This window comes from Ruegeria halocynthiae, from assembly GCF_900106805.1.
GTDB lineage: Bacteria > Pseudomonadota > Alphaproteobacteria > Rhodobacterales > Rhodobacteraceae > Ruegeria > Ruegeria halocynthiae.
Genome location: NZ_FNNP01000010.1, coordinates 52586 through 69386, shown reverse-complemented (window position 1 = coordinate 69386; position 16801 = coordinate 52586). Strand labels below are relative to the sequence as shown.

Here is a 16801-nt window from a genome sequence, read left to right as displayed (position 1 = left end):
GCGGTTTCCGGTGGTTCAAGCGGCGCGGGCCGGGCGGCACCAGTCTGGCAGCCAGTCGGCATGGGCGGTCAGCAGATCGGTGACAAGGCTGCGGATCTGCCTCAGGTCTAACTCGGCAGCAGTATGCGGATCCATCATGGCAGCGTGGTAGATATGTTCGAGGTTTTGTTCTGTAAGCGCCCGCACCGTTAGCTCTTGCACGTTGATCTGGGTCCGCATCAGCGCAATCAGTTGCGGCGGGATATCTGTGACAACTGAGGGTTGGACGCCGTTGCTGTCCACAAGGCAAGGTGTTTCCACCGCGGCGCCCAAAGGCAGCTGCGTGACTTGACCGGTATTGGGCAGGTTGCCATAGGCGACATAGGGCGTATCGGTGATGATGGCATTCATCAGGTCGGCGGCGAATTCGTGGCTGCGATTGACGTGGACGTCACGACCATCGGTCAGGGTTTTGGCCTGTTCTTTCCAGTTGGCGACTTGTTCCAAGCAACGGGTTGGATATTCGTCCAGCGGGATTGAGAACTGTTCGATCAGATCCTGCCGGCCGTCCTTGATGAACCATGGAACATACTCTGCCAGATGTTCAGAGCTTTCGGTGCAGAAATAACCTAGATGATCCATCACTTCGTACCGCACCTTGTTGGGGCAGCGCGGCATCAGCAGTGGGGATTTGGGCAGTGCAGCTTGCGCATATCCCCGGCGCAGCGCCGGGTAGAGGTCGCGGCCCTGATGATCCAGACGCAGGAAAAAGGCGACGTGGTTGACGCCTGCGACCTTGTAGCGAATTTCGTCTTTGGGCAGGTCCAGATCATGGGCCAGTTCCTCGATCGTGTTCTGGACTGAATGGCAGAGGCCGACCTGTTTCAACGCTGGAAACTGCTCGGCCAGTGCCCATGTGTTGATCGCCATGGGATTCACGTATTGCAAGAGCGTCGCGTTGGGGCACAGCTGCATCATGTCCTGCGCGACACCCCACAGGACTGGCACAGTGCGCAAGCCGCGCATGATGCCACCTACGCCCAGCGTATCGGCAATCGTCTGGCGCAGGCCGTATCTTTTGGGAATGTCGAAATCCGTTACGGTGCACGGCTCATACCCGCCAACCTGAAAGGCGGTGATCACAAAATCTGCTCCGTCCAGCGCAGCGCGACGGTCGGTGTGGGTCAAGATAGTTGCACCAGTACCCACCGAGCGGATCATGGCTTTGGCCACGGCCTCGCTCTCGGCCAAGCGTATCGGATCGATATCCATCAGAGCAAAATGGCTGTCCGCGAGGGCGGGGGTCAGCAGGGCGTCACCCATGATATTTTGCATGAATATCGTGGAACCCGCACCAATGAAGGTGATCTTGGTCATGAGGAAACCCTCTAATTTGACGTTATTTTACGGCACCTAGGGTGAGACCCGCGATGAAATGTTTCTGCATCAGGAAGAACATGGCTACCGGTGGCAATGCAGCAACGATCGAACCCGCACTCATGAGTTGGTAGGCGGCCCTGAACTGCGCATTGAAACTGGTGATCCCTGCTGTAACAGGCTGGCTTTCTGCGCCCTGGGTCAGGACAACAGCCCAGAAATAGTCGTTCCAGATGAAGGTGAAGATTAACACGCTGAGTGCGGCAATGGCGGGTTTCATCAGTGGTAGAACAACGTACCAGAAAATCCGCCATTCGCTGATGCCCTCGACCCGTGCGGCTTCGATCAGTTCAAAGGGCAGGGCCCGGATAAAGTTGCGCATGAAAAGCGTACAGAATCCGGTCTGGAAAGCGATGTGGAACAGCACGAGCCCGGTTTTGGTGTTATAGAGGCCCAATTCAAGCGTCAGATCACGCACAGGGACCATCAGGATTTGGAAGGGCACGAAGTTGCCCGCGACGAACATGAAGAAAATCCAGATGTTCGATCTGAACTTGTAGATCCCCAGCGCAAAACCCGTCATGCAGCTGAGCGCTACGGCTCCGATCACGGTCGGGACGGTGATCAGGAACGAATTCAACAGATAGCGCGGCATATCCGAGTTGAAGAAAACTTGCCCATAGTTGAACGCGCCTTCAAAGCTGGACGGCATTCCCCAGTAATTCGCGTTGGTGAAATCGGCAGCAGGTTTGACCGAGAACAGTGCTACCGCTAGCAAGGGACCAAGCCATAAAAGCAAGGCCAGTGGCAGCATCGCCTGATAGGTGATCTGCGCCGCGCGGGGTTGTTTTTCGATGGGTTTGGGAAACATCTTAGTGCCCCTTCTCTTCGCGGTACATCGACCACAGGAAATAGGCGATGAAGCAGAGCATGATGAGGAACAGGATCACCGCGATGGCTGCTCCGTATCCCATGCGGAAACCGTATTCAGACAAGGCAACCTCGAACATGTAATAGGCCAGCACGCGGGATGATCCAAACGGTCCACCTTGTGTCATGATCGAAATGAGGTCGAAGCTGCGCAGCGCGCCAATGATGGTCACGACGAAGGCGATGAACGTTGCAGGGCGTAGTTGCGGCAGGATGATGTGCCACAGCATCCGCCAGCTTTTAGCCCCGTCCAGACGTCCGGCTTCTATCTGTTCGGGGTCCACAGCGTTCAAGCCAGTCAGATACAGGATCATGCAATAAGCGGTTTGTGGCCAGAGACCTGCGAAGATGATGCCATAGGTTACGAATCGTTCGTCGCCCAGCACGTTCAGCGGGCCGAGGCCAAAGAACCCGAGAAATTCGTTCAGTAGGCCGAAAGTTGGATCGTAGAACCACGTAAAGACAAGGCCAACGACAACCTGAGAGATGACGAATGGAAAGAAGAACAAAGACTTATACAGGCGGATGCCCCAAACCGTCTGGTTCAGGAATAGCGCGATGAACAGTCCCGCAGGAATAGCTGCCAGATAGAGGATCAGCCAAATGAGGTTGTTTTTGAGGGAAATATAGAACGCATCCCGGTCGTACAATTCCCAATAGAGGTTCTCGTAGTTGCGAAAGCCAACATATTCCGCAGCACCTAAGCCGTCCCATTCATAGAGGGATAGGTTGAAGGACTGAAATACGGGGATGATTACATAGACCATGAAAAAGAGCAGACCCGGGGCCAGGAACAACCACGGCGCGATGCGCTGTTGATTTCTATGGAACCAGCTTTCTTGTTCTGGGGCGTCAACTGCTGCGGTCATGGAACATCTCGGGTCTGGTGGGGTGAAGGCGGGTTGATGCCCGCCCTACAATTGAGGGTGACGTAGGCCGGGCTTCAGCCCGGCCCAGGCCAAATCAGTTGTCGTAGATGCGCTGGCGCGCACGTTCCAGCTTGGCCAGAATGCGGTCAGCGTTGTCCGGCTTGACCATGAATTCCTGGAAGCCTTCCATTGAAGCCTTGGCCATTTCTGCCGGCGCGTCACGGTCCCAGAACTGGGCAACACCGCCGGGGCTGTTGGACGACAGCATCTCAAATCCCTGCTGCAGGAACTTGTCCTCATCCACCGCAGATTGTGCGTTCACAGGCAATTGGCCGAGGTTTGCGCCGTTGTTTATTTCGGTCTGTTCATCAGCGGACACAGCGAAACGCAGGAACTCACGAGCGGCTTCCTTGTTCGAGGCATTGGCCGGGATGTGGAACGTGTCTGTCGGCGCGTCTTCTGCCAATTCGACATCAGGGTTGATGGCAACGAACTGGTAGAAGTCGATCTGGTCATCGCTTAGACCGGCTTCGCGCAGAGGTGCCACGGCGAAGTTACCCATCAGATAAGCCGCCGCTTCACCGTTGACCATGAAGGGCAGCGCTTCTTGCCAGCTATAGGTCTGGTGGTTGTCGATGAACGCCCCCATGTCGATCAGCTGTTTCCAGTTGGCGAAAGTCTGCTTGACCCGGTCGTCCTCCCAGCTGATTTCACCATTGGCGAGCTGGTTGTGGAAATCGAACCCGTTTGTGCGCATGTTCAGGTAGTCAAACCAGCCACCTGCAGTCCACAGGAACTTGGTGCCAATGGTATAGCAGGCACGACCGGAATCGACGATCTTCTGGCAATTGGCCAGCTCTTCTTCCCAGGTGGTTGGTTCGGTCAAGCCAAGTTCATCAAAGATGTCTTTGCGATAATAAACACCCCACTGATAGTAAGTGTAGGGCACGCCCCATTGCTTGCCGTCTATGGTCATCGCACCTTTGGTGGATGCCAAGTTATCCGCAATTTCTGGTTCCGCCCACAGGTCCGATACGTCTTCGAACAGGCCTGCTTCGACATAAGGTTTCATCCGGTTCGCGGCGTACCATGTGGCAACGTCCGGCGTGTCCGCCGTCAGGAAGTTGCGGATCTGGGTTTTATACGCTTCGCGGTCGATCACGGTGGTTTCAATTTCCAACCCGGGGTGTTCGGCCGCGAACCGCTCGATCATCGCTTCCATCGTCGCACGCGGCGCCGGGTTGGATGTATCGAGGAAGATTCGCAGTTCGCCGGTCAGCTCGGCTGCAACCGGCGCAGCAAGTGCCACACTGGCGGCCAACGCGGCCGCGGTGCGCTTGAACATGGAATGCATGGTTTCCTCCCTTAAGCTTCCATATTGGTTCCAATTAATGAAACCTAGTTTTATATATTGAAAACTACACATCGACTCGGCTAGTCTTGTCAAGACCCTCGTAATCAAGGACGGGGGAAAGTGGAGGAGATTAGGCACCCGTGGCAGGTGACGGAACAATAGGAAAAGCATGTGACGTGCTTGAACAGGTCGCAGCGTTCGAGCGACCGGTGCGGTTCGGGGAGTTGCTGGAAAGCAGCGCGTTCCCCAAGGCGACGCTGTACCGGTTTCTGCAATCGCTGACCAATCAAGGCATGCTGCATTATGAACCGGAACGGCAAACGTATTCGCCGGGGATGCGATTGGTGCGGTTGGCACATTCGGCATGGACGCAAAGTTCATTAGCGCCGATTGCGCGCCCGTATCTGGACGCGCTCAGCCAAGAGACCGGGGAAACCGTTCATCTGGCGCAGCTTGATTCCGGACAGGTGCTTTATGTGGATAAACGTAATGCGCAGCGACCGATCGAGATGTATTCAGAGGCGGGCAAAGTTGGTCCGGCTTACTGCACCGGTGTCGGCAAGGCGATGATGGCGCATCTTGACGAAGCGCAACTGAAAAAGACGATCTCACAGCAAAGCTTTCATCGGTTTACCGACAAGACACTGGCCTCGGAAGAGGCTTTGCGGGCAGACCTCGAACTTATTCGCAGCCGGGGTTACGCGGTTGATGATGAAGAGCATGAGCCCGGCATCATCTGCATTTCCTGCCCGATCCTGACCACCGGCGGCCGCATGTTGGGCGCGCTCTCGGTGACGGGATCGACCGGGAGGATGGATTTCGAGCAGTTGGAATCCTGGGTGCCCCGTGTTCGGCGCGTCGCGGAACAGATCGGCACAGAAGCACAGGCATGGCGGTTCCCTGAGGGCCAACAAAATAGGATGCAAGCAACATGACAGGTGTAACCCTGATAGGCGCGATCAAACGGTATGGCCAAACTCAGGTCATTCATGGGATCGATCTGCAGATTGAAGATGGTGAGTTTTGCGTGTTCGTTGGTCCATCGGGCTGCGGCAAGTCCACGCTGTTGCGGATGATCGCCGGGCTGGAAGAAACTTCGGATGGGGAAATTCACATCGGTGCTCGTGAAGTCACGCATGTTGACCCTGCCAAGCGTGGTGTGGCGATGGTGTTCCAGACCTACGCGCTTTACCCGCACATGACAGTGGCCGAGAATATGGGCTTTGGTCTGCGGATGAACGGTGTCGCCAAGGCCGAGATTGAGCAAAAGGTTCAAGAAGCGTCGAATATCCTAAAGCTGGACCCGTACCTAAAGCGCAAACCAAAGGCATTGTCCGGTGGTCAGCGTCAGCGGGTGGCGATCGGGCGTGCCATTGTGCGTGGCCCCGAAGTGTTCCTGTTCGACGAACCCCTTTCGAACCTTGATGCGGAACTGCGCGTAGAAATGCGGGTCGAGATTGCGCGGCTCCATCAGGAAATCGGCGCAACGATGATCTATGTCACGCATGATCAGGTTGAGGCGATGACCATGGCCGATAAGATCGTGGTTTTGCGTGACGGCCGGATTGAACAGGTGGGTGCCCCCATGGACCTGTATCGTAACCCAGACAACAAATTTGTGGCGGGTTTCATCGGCTCTCCTGCCATGAACTTTCTGGATTGCGAGGTCGTGGACGGTGTGGTGCGCCATCCTGCGCTGGTCGATTCCATACCAGTAACCGAAAGCGTTCCCACTGGAGCAACGAAAGTGACGCTGGGAATTCGACCAGAGCATATTCATGTGGATCGAAACGGTGACACCTGTACGGTCGATTTGACCGAAGCACTTGGCGGTGTGTCCTATTCTTATCTGCTGACACCGAACGGCGATAAGCTGATTGTGGAAGAGAGGGACGACCAGCGCAGTACGACGGGTGACCGCATCGGGCTTTCGGTGCGGGCTGAACGGGCGATGCTGTTCGATTCTGAGACTGGCCAGCGACTGCGTTAAGACTTGCCAGAGGCGGCCAATTTTGGATGACTGCGCATAGACCAACTGTTTCCAAGAGGGCCCAATGCGCAGTTCCAAAACCATCCATGTCATCTCGGCCCATGCCGAGGGAGAGGTAGGCGACGTCATTGTCGGAGGAGTGGCCCCGCCCCCCGGCGAGACTGTGTGGGATCAGAGGTCCTTCATCGCCGATGACCAGACACTGCGGAATTTCATGCTGAATGAACCCCGCGGCGGTGTTTTTCGCCATGTGAATCTGCTTGTTCCGCCCAAGAATGCCGAGGCGGATGCAGCCTTCATCATCATGGAACCGGAAGACACGCCGCCTATGTCAGGCTCAAACTCGATTTGCGTCTCAACGGTGCTGCTGGACAGCGGTATCCTCTCTATACAAGAGCCTGTAACACATCTGACGCTTGAAGCCCCCGGAGGGCTGGTTCGCGTGCGTGCCGAATGCCGCAATGGCAAGGCCGAACGTATCTTTGTGCAGAACGTGCCAAGCTTCGTCGACAAATTGGATGCCCATATCGAGGTTGAGGGGATCGGAACGCTGCGGGTGGATACCGCGTTTGGTGGCGACAGTTTTGCAATCGCCGATGCCGCCGATCTGGGTTTTGACCTGACGCCTGATGAAGGGGCTGATCTTGCCAGGACCGGCGCACGCATCACCGATGCCGCCAATGAACAGCTTGGGTTTGATCACCCCACAACGGATTGGCGCCATATTTCCTTCTGCCAGATTGCAGGCCCGCTTGATCGGCAGGGCGACATTCTCACCGGACGTAATACTGTCGCCATCAAACCGGGTAAGCTGGATCGTTCACCTTGTGGCACCGGTGCTTCGGCCCGGATGGCCGTATTGCTGGCCAAGGGGCAAATGACGATGAATGACCGCTACCATGCCCGTTCGGTCATCGACAGCGAGTTTCAGTGTCGTATCGTGGATCAGCTCGATCTGAATGGGCGCGTGGCAATCACACCGGAAATCTCGGGGCGAGGCTGGATCACTGGTACGCATCAGCACATGCTGGATCCTGAGGATCCTTGGCCGGGTGGCTATCGCCTGAGCGATACTTGGGGGGCTTAATCCGGGGTCGAATACGACCCCGTGCTGTGACACTGGTTTCAGCTGTCGAGACTGAACATCAATCGCGCGGTCACCGGTACGGTACGGGTGATGCTGGGAAGCTGCGCAAGCTCCATTAGCTTGTCGACTCCAGCCGAAACGCCCGCATCTTCGGTGCTGATGAATACCATGTCGTTGGTTGAAACCATAACCGCATCGTCGGCCAGTCGCAGAATGAACATACCAGTGTGGAACTCAACCTCGGTTCCCGCCAGCGCCAGTTTCGCATCCACCTCAAATGTGTTGCTCGCACCCACGTCCAGCTTGGTTACTTCGTCCATATCGATCTCTGCGGTCAGGGTTGCCCTTGAGGCCTTGCGGAACACATATTCAATCATTCGCTCATTGCGGATGTCGATGTTCGTTTCGACCGAGGACAGATCAATATCGATCGTAACCTTGCCGTCATCGCTGACATGACCAGAGAGATTGGTGAAGGAATTGACCTCGCCCACATCGTCGATCTTAACCGTGCCGTAGGCCAGATGTGAGGTGTCGGGGTTCAGTGTCCAATCAGCAGCCAACACCGGACCTGCAACAAAGGCCGACGCAATCGTGATTGTCTTGAACAGAAGTTTCATTTCATTCCTCCAGAGTCTATGACAGTTCAGACCAAGCGGACCCGGTCCCATATCCAAGCAAACACACACAGGTCGCGATTTATTCGATGAGTGTTGAAATGAGCACCGAACAAGCCGTACGCGGCGCGATCCAGACCCATTCGAAACGGGTCTGGCGGTTTGGGCTGGCGCTGTCGGGCGCCTCGGATGTTGCGGACGATTTGCTGCAAGCAACGGCCTTGCGTGCGTTGGAAAAGCACCATCAGGTTACGTCATATGAGCGATTGGATAGTTGGTTGATGACAATCTGCCGCTCGATCTGGCTGAACGAGATACGGTCGCGGTCTGTGCGCAAGGCGCAGGCATTGTCGGTCACACCCGAAGCGGAATTGGTTGCACACGGACCCGATTCAGAAACGAATATTTTCGCCGCTCAGGTGTTTACCCAAGTGATGCAACTGCCAGAGGCGCAACGCGAAACGGTGATGCTTGTGTTTGTTGAAGGCTACAGCTACCGCGAAGCTGCGGCTATGTTGGACGTACCCATCGGTACAATCATGAGCCGGCTGTCCAATGCCCGGCAGAAACTGAAAACCGTAATGCAGCATGGCGGTACTGACACCGTGCGACGGAGTGGCAAATGAAGTTTTCCGACGAAACACTTCTGGCCTATCTGGAAGGCAGCCTTGATGAGGCCCAAGCCCGCGTCATCGAAGACGCGGTTGCTGAAGATCCTACGCTCGAGTCCCATCTGATGGCGCTGGATCCGTATGCCCCTGTCGTAAAGCAGGTATTTGAGGCCGTGCCTGCCGAGACTCCATCGATTGATCTGCCCGTGACCGCCGCGCCGCAATCCAATGCCGGGCCTCTCCGTTTACTGGCGGTTGCGGCTTCGGTTGCCGTAATCGCAGTGTCTGCAACCTTCTGGGTGACGCGACCGAAGGCTTTGGGCTGGGCCGAGCAGGCTGCGATCTATCAGTCACTCTATTCATCCGAAACGATTGCTTCCCTGGACAATTCTCCGCAAGAACTGGACGCGCAGTTTGCTCAGGCCGAGGCTTTGTTGGGGCGGTCTCTGAGCCGCGATCTTTTGGAGAACCTGCCGGGCCTCGATCTAAAACGCGCTCAGGTGCTCTCGTTCAAAGGCAAGCCGTTGGTGCAGGTCGTATTTGCAGATGCCCGAGGGAATCCGTTTGCGTTTTGTGTAATCCGGCAGGGCCCAAATGCCCCGGCGAAGGATTTGAATCTTGCGGTTCTGAGCGGGTTGGCGACTGCGACATGGGCTCGCGACGGCTATGGCTATATGCTGCTGGGCGGTGACGGCCAGACGGATCTGAGCGGTGAACTAAGTGTTCTGACCGAGGCCTTTTCGGGCTGAACTGTGGGAAATCGGAAAACCTCTTGTGAACTGCGACAAATGTCCGAAGAATATCCGACATGAAGCCGCCCCCCCTAATACCAAACCCGGATGAAGAGGCCGACGAAGAGGGCCCTCGCAGCATTTACGACACCGATCCGCCGGACGAAGAGGATCTGTGGTTCCTCCCTCCTGCTGACGATGAAGACCCCGAGGTTTTTCTACCGTCCATGCCGCGGCCCGATCAGCCAATGTTGTTCGACCCAAGAGACTGGCGGATGGCCCAATCAGAGCTTGCGGCAGAACTTGCTGATCTGGCCGTGACATTCGGTGCCCTGGATGAGCGCCTGCGCGCGGGTCCCCGTGGCTGGGGGCACCGTCTGGCTTTGATGGAAGTGTCGGATCTGGGCTGGTGGACAGGCGACCGGATCAGTGTCGACCGCCTCGCGCTGTGGACCGGGTTGCGGATTGGAGCAACCAGCGACGACGTTCAGGCTCTGTACAGGGCAGGATGGGCTGTGCGGCGTTTATCTTCGGGTGCCGAACCATCTGAGGGCGGGTGGGAAGCCGGTCTGACTGCGTTTCTCGACCGTCAGGCACAGGGGTTCGAAGATGCGACCGAGGCGGTGATTGATCTGGCTGAGGTAATGGGCAATTTAGCCGGTTTGCACCCGGTGACCCAGGCCGCGGTCGGGTTTCACGCATGGCGCGCGCTGTCCCCGGGCATCGGTCAGGATACCGAAGCCGCCATTATCGCTGCGCGTCATGCTGCCGGCATGGGGCGGAAAGGGGCATTATTTATGCCACTGTCATTGTCAGGTCCGGGCGCGCTGCGCGGCGCAGGGACAGTGGCTGAAAAGCTGGCGGCGTGGATACGGGGTGCCGGTCAGGCCTCACTCGCGGCATTGCTGCATCTGGAGCGGATCAATGCATGGGAAAAGCGCGCCCGCGAAGCGACATCAGGGCTGAGCGGGCGAACCCCGCCAGTGCTGATCGATGTGTTAGCCGCATGGCCGATGGTTTCTGCCCCTCTGGCTGAAGAGCTAACCCAAGCTTCCCGGGCAGCGGTGCAACGAAATCTGGACCGGTTCAGCCGACGAGGTTTGATCCGTGAAGTTACGGGGCAGGGCCGATATCGCGTTTGGACGGCTGCCTTGTAATCGGCTTTGCTCTGAACCATCGCAAGCTGCGTTGACTTGCATTCGATCGGGTCTTGCTGTTTCTGGAAGAATAAGCAGGCGAATTTGAACCATCGGGACATCATCATGAGCAAATCGGCACTGATAACCGGCATAACGGGTCAGGACGGCTCGTATCTGGCCGAGCTGTTGCTTGCCAAAGGCTATGAGGTTCATGGCATCAAGCGTCGTGCGTCTTCCTTCAATACGCAGCGGATCGACCACATCTATCAGGACCCGCACGAGCCGGATCCCAAGTTACATCTGCATTACGGAGATCTGAGTGATACCTCGAATCTGACCCGGATCATTCAGGAAGTGCAGCCCGATGAGGTCTATAACCTCGGGGCGCAATCCCATGTCGCAGTCAGTTTTGAAGCGCCTGAATATACAGCGGATGTGGACGGGCTGGGTACGCTGCGGCTGTTGGAGGCGATCCGGTTTCTGGGGCTTGAGGATAAGACACGGTTTTATCAGGCCTCGACTTCAGAGCTTTATGGTCTGGTACAGGAAACCCCGCAACGTGAGACGACCCCGTTTCACCCGCGCTCACCTTATGGGGTGGCCAAACTGTATTCCTATTGGATTACAGTGAATTATCGAGAAGCGTACGGGATGTATGCCTGCAACGGTATCCTGTTCAACCACGAAAGCCCGCGGCGCGGTGAGACCTTCGTGACGCGCAAGATAACCCGGGGCCTTGCCAATATAGCTCAAGGGTTGGATGACTGTTTGCACATGGGCAATATCGACAGCCTGCGCGACTGGGGACACGCGCGTGATTATGTGAAGATGCAGTGGCTGATGTTGCAGCAGGAATCGCCCGAAGATTTCGTAATCGCCACCGGCAAGCAAAATTCGGTGCGTCAGTTCATCGAATGGTCCGCTTCGGAACTGGGCATCGTACTCGAATTTTCGGGCGAGGGTATCGACGAAGTGGCCATTGTCCGAGAGGTTAATGGGGACAAGGCACCGGCGTTGACTGCTGGTGACATCGTGATGCGGATCAACCCTCGATACTTCCGTCCGGCAGAGGTGGATTCGCTGCTGGGGGATCCTTCGAAGGCCAAGCAAAAGCTGGGATGGGAGCCCGAGACAACCGTTCAGGAGTTATGTGCCGAGATGATTGCCGAAGATCTGGAGATAGCCCGGCGCAACACTCTGCTTAAGGAACATGGGCTCGCCGCTCCGGTCACTCGGGAAAGTGGCTGAGATGGCCAGCGCACGCAGAATATATGTAGCAGGCCATGGCGGTATGGTTGGGGGTGCAATTCTGCGAAAACTGCAGCGGCGCCAACAATCTGGCGAAGCTATTGAACTGATCACGCACACACGTGCCGAGATGGACCTGACCGATCAGGCCCAGGTGCAGAGCTTCATGCGTGCACAACGTCCTGACATCGTGATCCTGGCTGCGGCCCGCGTGGGCGGTATTTATGCAAATAACACCTATCCGGCGGATTTTATCTACGAGAACCTGATGATCGAATGCAACGTGATCCATCAGGCCTTTGCTGCTGGGGTCACGCGGTTGTTGCAACTCGGAAGCTCTTGCATATATCCGCGCGAGACCGCCCAGCCCATGCGCGAAACCGCGTTGCTGACCGGACCTCTGGAGCCAACGAATGAGCCCTACGCCATTGCCAAGATTGCCGGTATCAAGCTTTGCGAGAGCTACAACAGGCAACACGGTGTCGATTATCGATCCGTCATGCCGACCAACCTGTATGGCCCGGGCGACAACTTCCATCCGGAAAACAGCCACGTGCTTCCGGCCTTGATCCGCCGTTTTCACGAGGCGCAACGTGACGGGCTTGATGAGATTATGATCTGGGGCACGGGAAAGCCCCGACGCGAGTTCCTCTATGTCGATGATATGGCAGACGCGTCTTTGTTCGTGTTGGACCTTCCGCGAGACGTCTATGAAGTGAATACACATCCGATGATGAGTCACGTCAACGTGGGCATCGGCAGGGATATCTCGATCGCGGAACTCGCAGCGACCGTTGCGCGTGTCATCGGGTTCACCGGGCGGATCACCTATGACCGGAGTAAACCGGATGGCACGATGAAAAAGCTGATGGATGTGTCGCGACTGACTGAAATGGGCTGGCAAGCTCGGATTGGTCTCGAAGACGGAATTCAGCAGACCTATGCGTGGTTTCTGCGCCAGTCTGATACTGAGTTGCGCGAGAGGTGACCGTCCGGACGGTGGTCCGAACGGTCTGGATTGTCAGAACCAGCGACCGATCGCGATGACCGTCGGGGCAATGGTTGAAGCATCAGAGGATGCTGCCATGACCTGATAGATCGCCTGACTGTCCGAAGGAACATCAAAGCCTATGAAACGACCGATCCCACCGCCATTTCCGCTGAGCGCTGGAACACTTCCTGAAGCAAAGCTGATGGGGAAATCCCACGTGGCTGAGCCGCTGGCAAACAGTGCTCCGATTGCAGACGTGCATCCCACTCCACCCAATGTCGCAGTACAGATCTGTGTACCGTCAGCAAACCGGACATAATCACCATTTGCAGAGCTGCCCCGTTCAATCACCGCTCCGGTGGGGGCGCCGTTGGTTTCGGACACAGTGCCCAGCACATTACCCGGACCATAGCCGTAATCGGCGCGCATCAGGCGGCCGGATGTGATGTCATCAGCACTGCTTTGGACTGCCGACCCACCAACGCCGCCGGTTGCGGCGTCAAATCGCAAGGCCTCGACCCAACTCCCCCCATCCGGAGAGACCTTGATGGAAAAGTCAGTGCTGCCAGACAGGCCCATCTCGGCATAGCCGGTCCAGTTCGATTGAAACAACAATGAGGCGGTGTCGCCTGCACTGGCTTTGTTGATCTTTAGCTGGTGGCCACTGCCTTCGTGGGTCAGCAAGGTGGCTGGGCTGCGCACCGCCAGACGGTTGGTGCTATCCGATCCGGTTGCGATACCAACCCCGTTCAGATTCTGGGTGCTGACCGGCGGCTCAACCCAGGCCGATCCGTCCCAGACCATAAGCTTGTCAGCGCCCTGATCCCAAGCCCGCCATCCCACGTCAGGGGTCAAGAAATGCCAGGCATTGTCTAGCCATGCCGCCAATTTACCGGCATGTCCGGCCCAATCTCCGGTTGGGGCGGCGCCGATCGCATGTGTTTCGCCTTGTTGGGGGGTTGCAGGCGGGACAGTTGCGTTCAGTGAGGCAACGCTCAGTTGCACCACCAGATCCAGCGCTCGCAGCGCCTCATTATGGGTGACATGCTTCTGGGCTTGCGCAGGTTGCAGGTAAGGCAGGTTCAAACGGGGAGAGTTCTGTGTCACGGGCATCCTCCTGTGGTTCCGGTCCGACGATGATTGCGCGCCACACTGCCGTGATGCGTATGAATCCTGCCTGACCGAGCCGAGCGCCCGGGTTTCGATTTGTTAGGATTTCAGCCTGAAAACAGAGTGGCTCCTGCGGTGCAGCCACCCGTACTGTTGATCTGTGGTTGCCTGTGCGCCGACCTCAGTCACGCGCATAGACATCCTCGTAGCGAATTATGTCATCTTCACCCAAATAGGTTCCGGTCTGCACTTCGATCAGAACCATCGGCACCTTGCCGGGGTTTACCATACGGTGCACCGCCCCCAAAGGAACGTAGACCGACTGGTTTTCAGACACGAGCTGAACCTTGTCGTCAATCGTCACTTCTGCGGTGCCTTCCACAACTATCCAGTGTTCGGACCGGTGATGGTGTGATTGCAGGCTCAACGATGCGCCGGGATGGACGTGGATACGCTTGACCTGGAATCGATCCCCGATGACGAGGCTTTCGAACCACCCCCAGGGGCGGTGATCAACAGGCAGGGATTCTGCCTGCTTCGCACCCTTTGCCTTCAGGGCTGAAACCGCCTGCTTGACGTCCTGAGCCCGATCCACGCTGGCGACCAGCACCGCATCCGGCATCGCGACCGCAATCACGTTTTCCAGCCCCATTGCCACAACTTCTTGCGCAGGTGATTCCGACCGGACCAGCACATTACGGCAATCAATTGCAGTCACCTCACCAGAGGTTGCAACGCCATCTGCATCAGGGTTGCTCAGCGCTTGTACGGCGGACCAGCTGCCCACGTCTGACCACCCGGCAGCATAGGGGACCACGCTCAGATTGTCGGCCTTTTCCATCACCGCATAATCAATCGAAATATCCTGAACTGAACTCCAGGCTTTCGGATCAAGCCTCAGAAAGCCCAGATCTGACTGCGCCTGCTCAATCGCTTTTTTAACGGGCGCCACGAGTTCCCGGGCATATTGGTCAAATGCAGCGAGGATATCGCGGACTGCAAACAGGAAGATGCCGGAATTCCAAAGGTAGCTACCTTCGCTCACCATCGCTTTGGCGCTGTCCAAGTCTGGTTTTTCGATGAACCGGTCGAGCTGCACAGGGGTACCTGATGCGTCAGGAACTTGGCGAAGTTTCAAGTAACCATAGCCTGTCTCGGGCCGATCGGGTGTGATTCCGAACGTAACCAGATCTCCACGCTCGGCAATGGTGCGCGCACCTTCGGCCACGGCCGTGTGAAAGGCAGAGGTGTCAGGAATGACGTGATCCGATGCGGCCACTAGCATCATCGCGTCGGGATCGTCTGAGAAAAGGCGCAGGGCGGCGGCCAGAACAGCCGGAGCGGTATTGCGCCCTTCGGGTTCGATCAGGATCGGACCGGGGTCTACCCCGATGGCCATCAGTTGTTCGGGAACCACGAAGCGAAAGGCTTCGTTGGTCAGGATCAGGGGTTTCGCGTAAGGCGTATCGGCCGGGCCTCGCAGCCGTTCAGCGCATTGCTGTAACAGGCTGGTCTCACCGATCAGCGGTACAAACTGCTTGGGATAGCTTTTGCGCGACAAAGGCCAAAGCCGCGTACCGGACCCGCCACATAGGATTACAGGATAGATCGTACTCATGATGCCTGCCTCTTCTGAGCCTTTGAATTCGAACCATCGCAATGAATGCTGATCAGGTGAAGCATCTTTGACTATTGCGCGGCTCGGTCCGAGGCAACGATATCATGCAGGTATTGATTCAGGTCGTCGCGCAGGTCGTCGCGGGCCAATGCGAAAGAGACCGTGGCCTGCAGGAATCCGGCTTTCGACCCGCAATCGAACCGTTGTCCGTCGAACTTGTAGCCAAAAACAGGCACGCCATTACCGATATCTTCAGCAATCGCGTCGGTCAGCTGGATCTCGCCACCGCTGCCTTTCCTTTTCTGGTTCAGATTGTATAGGACCGAAGGACCCAGAATGTATCGGCCAATCACGGCGAGGTTTGATGGCGCATTCTCGGGTTTAGGTTTTTCCACCATGCCCTTGGCCCTGACAACGGTGCCGACATTCTGGCCCGTATCCAGAATTCCATAAGAGCTTGTCTTTTCATTGGGAACTTCCATGGCAGCCACCATATTGCCGCCGGTTTCCTCATAGGCTTCGACCATCTGCTGCAGGCAGGGTTTGTCCGATGCAATCACATCATCAGGCAACATCACCGCAAAAGGTTCGTCCCCGATCAGCCGACGGGCGCACCAGACAGCGTGACCCAATCCCAACGCTTTGTGCTGGCGGATATAGGCGATCGCACCGCTTTCCATATTGGTGGCGTTCAATATCTCAAGCAGCTCGTCTTTACCTTTAGACTTGAGGTCCTGTTCCAGCACGAGGTTGTGATCGAAGTAATCCTCAAGCGCTGACTTGCCACGCGAAGTCACAAAGATGAATTCCGTGATCCCTGCCGCGCGTGCTTCGTCGATGGCGTATTGAACCAGCGGACGGTCGACCAGAGTCATGATTTCTTTCGGCACCGATTTTGTCGCCGGAAGAAACCGCGTACCCATCCCCGCAACCGGAAAAATCGCCTTGGTGACCTTGCGTACCATGTTACCTCGCAAATTCTATGTATTGCCGGCGTTTCTTGGTGATGCCGGAGCCCTCACATAAGACTTAAATTCGTATCAATCAATCTCACCCAACTGGTCTGTCACGGGCTCGTGGGAATCTGCCATTAACTTGAGTGCAGAGTCAAAACGAAACATCTCCGCTTCCTGCTATGTAGGAAACGCGC

Annotated in this window: 16 protein-coding genes; 8 read left to right on the top strand and 8 right to left on the bottom strand. The window is 56.6% G+C overall.

The annotated features are described in order from the left end of the window. Positions 1 to 15: 15 nt before the first annotated feature. From melA to BLU89_RS18080, 4 genes are all read right to left on the bottom strand, one after another. Complete coding sequence (gene melA, locus BLU89_RS18095; RefSeq protein ID WP_074738657.1) at positions 16 to 1356, bottom strand: alpha-glucosidase/alpha-galactosidase; 1341 nt, start codon at positions 1354 to 1356, stop codon at positions 16 to 18. A gap of 22 nt (positions 1357 to 1378) precedes the next feature. After that, the gene (locus BLU89_RS18090) at positions 1379 to 2227 is read right to left on the bottom strand and encodes a carbohydrate ABC transporter permease (protein ID WP_074738655.1); all 849 of its coding nucleotides are present in this window, start codon (positions 2225 to 2227) and stop codon (positions 1379 to 1381) included. A gap of 1 nt (position 2228) precedes the next feature. Next, on the bottom strand, positions 2229 to 3155 hold the full coding sequence (locus BLU89_RS18085; protein WP_074738653.1) for a carbohydrate ABC transporter permease: 927 nt from the start codon (positions 3153 to 3155) through the stop codon (positions 2229 to 2231). A gap of 94 nt (positions 3156 to 3249) precedes the next feature. After that, positions 3250 to 4509, bottom strand: coding sequence for an ABC transporter substrate-binding protein (locus tag BLU89_RS18080; RefSeq protein ID WP_074738651.1), 1260 nt, complete (start codon positions 4507 to 4509; stop codon positions 3250 to 3252). A gap of 140 nt (positions 4510 to 4649) precedes the next feature. Here BLU89_RS18080 and BLU89_RS18075 point away from each other — a divergent pair, with 140 nt between their 5' ends. The 3 genes from BLU89_RS18075 to BLU89_RS18065 all read left to right on the top strand — a co-directional run bounded on the left by BLU89_RS18075 (position 4650) and on the right by BLU89_RS18065 (position 7586). Further along, on the top strand, positions 4650 to 5444 hold the full coding sequence (locus BLU89_RS18075) for an IclR family transcriptional regulator (RefSeq protein WP_074738649.1): 795 nt from the start codon (positions 4650 to 4652) through the stop codon (positions 5442 to 5444). Beyond that, positions 5441 to 6499 (top strand): ABC transporter ATP-binding protein, encoded by a 1059-nt coding sequence (locus BLU89_RS18070; protein WP_074738647.1) that lies wholly within the window; start codon positions 5441 to 5443, stop codon positions 6497 to 6499. The genes BLU89_RS18075 and BLU89_RS18070 overlap by 4 nt, the downstream gene beginning before the upstream one ends. Positions 6500 to 6563: 64 nt before the next feature. After that, complete coding sequence (locus BLU89_RS18065; RefSeq protein ID WP_074738645.1) at positions 6564 to 7586, top strand: trans-3-hydroxy-L-proline dehydratase; 1023 nt, start codon at positions 6564 to 6566, stop codon at positions 7584 to 7586. Between the two features lie 38 nt (positions 7587 to 7624). On the opposite strand, the gene BLU89_RS18060 is transcribed toward BLU89_RS18065, so the two are convergent. Then, complete coding sequence (locus BLU89_RS18060) at positions 7625 to 8206, bottom strand: YceI family protein (protein WP_074738643.1); 582 nt, start codon at positions 8204 to 8206, stop codon at positions 7625 to 7627. Positions 8207 to 8304: 98 nt separating this feature from the next. Between BLU89_RS18060 and BLU89_RS18055 the strand changes: the two genes are divergently transcribed. The 5 genes from BLU89_RS18055 to fcl all read left to right on the top strand — a co-directional run bounded on the left by BLU89_RS18055 (position 8305) and on the right by fcl (position 12920). Then, positions 8305 to 8829 (top strand): RNA polymerase sigma factor, encoded by a 525-nt coding sequence (locus tag BLU89_RS18055; protein ID WP_083347798.1) that lies wholly within the window; start codon positions 8305 to 8307, stop codon positions 8827 to 8829. After that, entirely contained in the window at positions 8826 to 9563 is a 738-nt protein-coding gene (locus tag BLU89_RS18050; RefSeq protein ID WP_074738639.1) for a hypothetical protein, read from the top strand. The genes BLU89_RS18055 and BLU89_RS18050 overlap by 4 nt, the downstream gene beginning before the upstream one ends. A gap of 59 nt (positions 9564 to 9622) precedes the next feature. Further along, entirely contained in the window at positions 9623 to 10702 is a 1080-nt protein-coding gene (locus tag BLU89_RS18045; protein ID WP_083347794.1) for a helix-turn-helix domain-containing protein, read from the top strand. 105 nt (positions 10703 to 10807) lie between these two features. After that, positions 10808 to 11932 (top strand): GDP-mannose 4,6-dehydratase, encoded by a 1125-nt coding sequence (gmd, locus tag BLU89_RS18040; protein WP_074738637.1) that lies wholly within the window; start codon positions 10808 to 10810, stop codon positions 11930 to 11932. 1 nt (position 11933) lies between these two features. Further along, a complete protein-coding gene (gene fcl / locus BLU89_RS18035; protein WP_074738635.1) occupies positions 11934 to 12920 on the top strand; it encodes a GDP-L-fucose synthase in 987 nt (328 codons plus the stop codon). 33 nt (positions 12921 to 12953) lie between these two features. On the opposite strand, the gene BLU89_RS18030 is transcribed toward fcl, so the two are convergent. The 3 genes from BLU89_RS18030 to galU form a co-directional block, all read right to left on the bottom strand. Then, positions 12954 to 14036 (bottom strand): DUF2793 domain-containing protein, encoded by a 1083-nt coding sequence (locus BLU89_RS18030; RefSeq protein WP_245709787.1) that lies wholly within the window; start codon positions 14034 to 14036, stop codon positions 12954 to 12956. 178 nt (positions 14037 to 14214) lie between these two features. Then, positions 14215 to 15651 carry a mannose-1-phosphate guanylyltransferase/mannose-6-phosphate isomerase gene (locus tag BLU89_RS18025; protein WP_074738719.1) on the bottom strand — a complete coding sequence of 479 codons (1437 nt, stop codon included), beginning with the start codon at positions 15649 to 15651 and terminating at the stop codon, positions 14215 to 14217. A 71-nt stretch (positions 15652 to 15722) separates the two neighbouring features. After that, positions 15723 to 16616, bottom strand: a complete 894-nt coding sequence (galU, locus tag BLU89_RS18020; RefSeq protein WP_074738633.1) for a UTP--glucose-1-phosphate uridylyltransferase GalU — start codon at positions 16614 to 16616, stop codon at positions 15723 to 15725. Between the last annotated feature and the right edge of the window lie 185 nt (positions 16617 to 16801).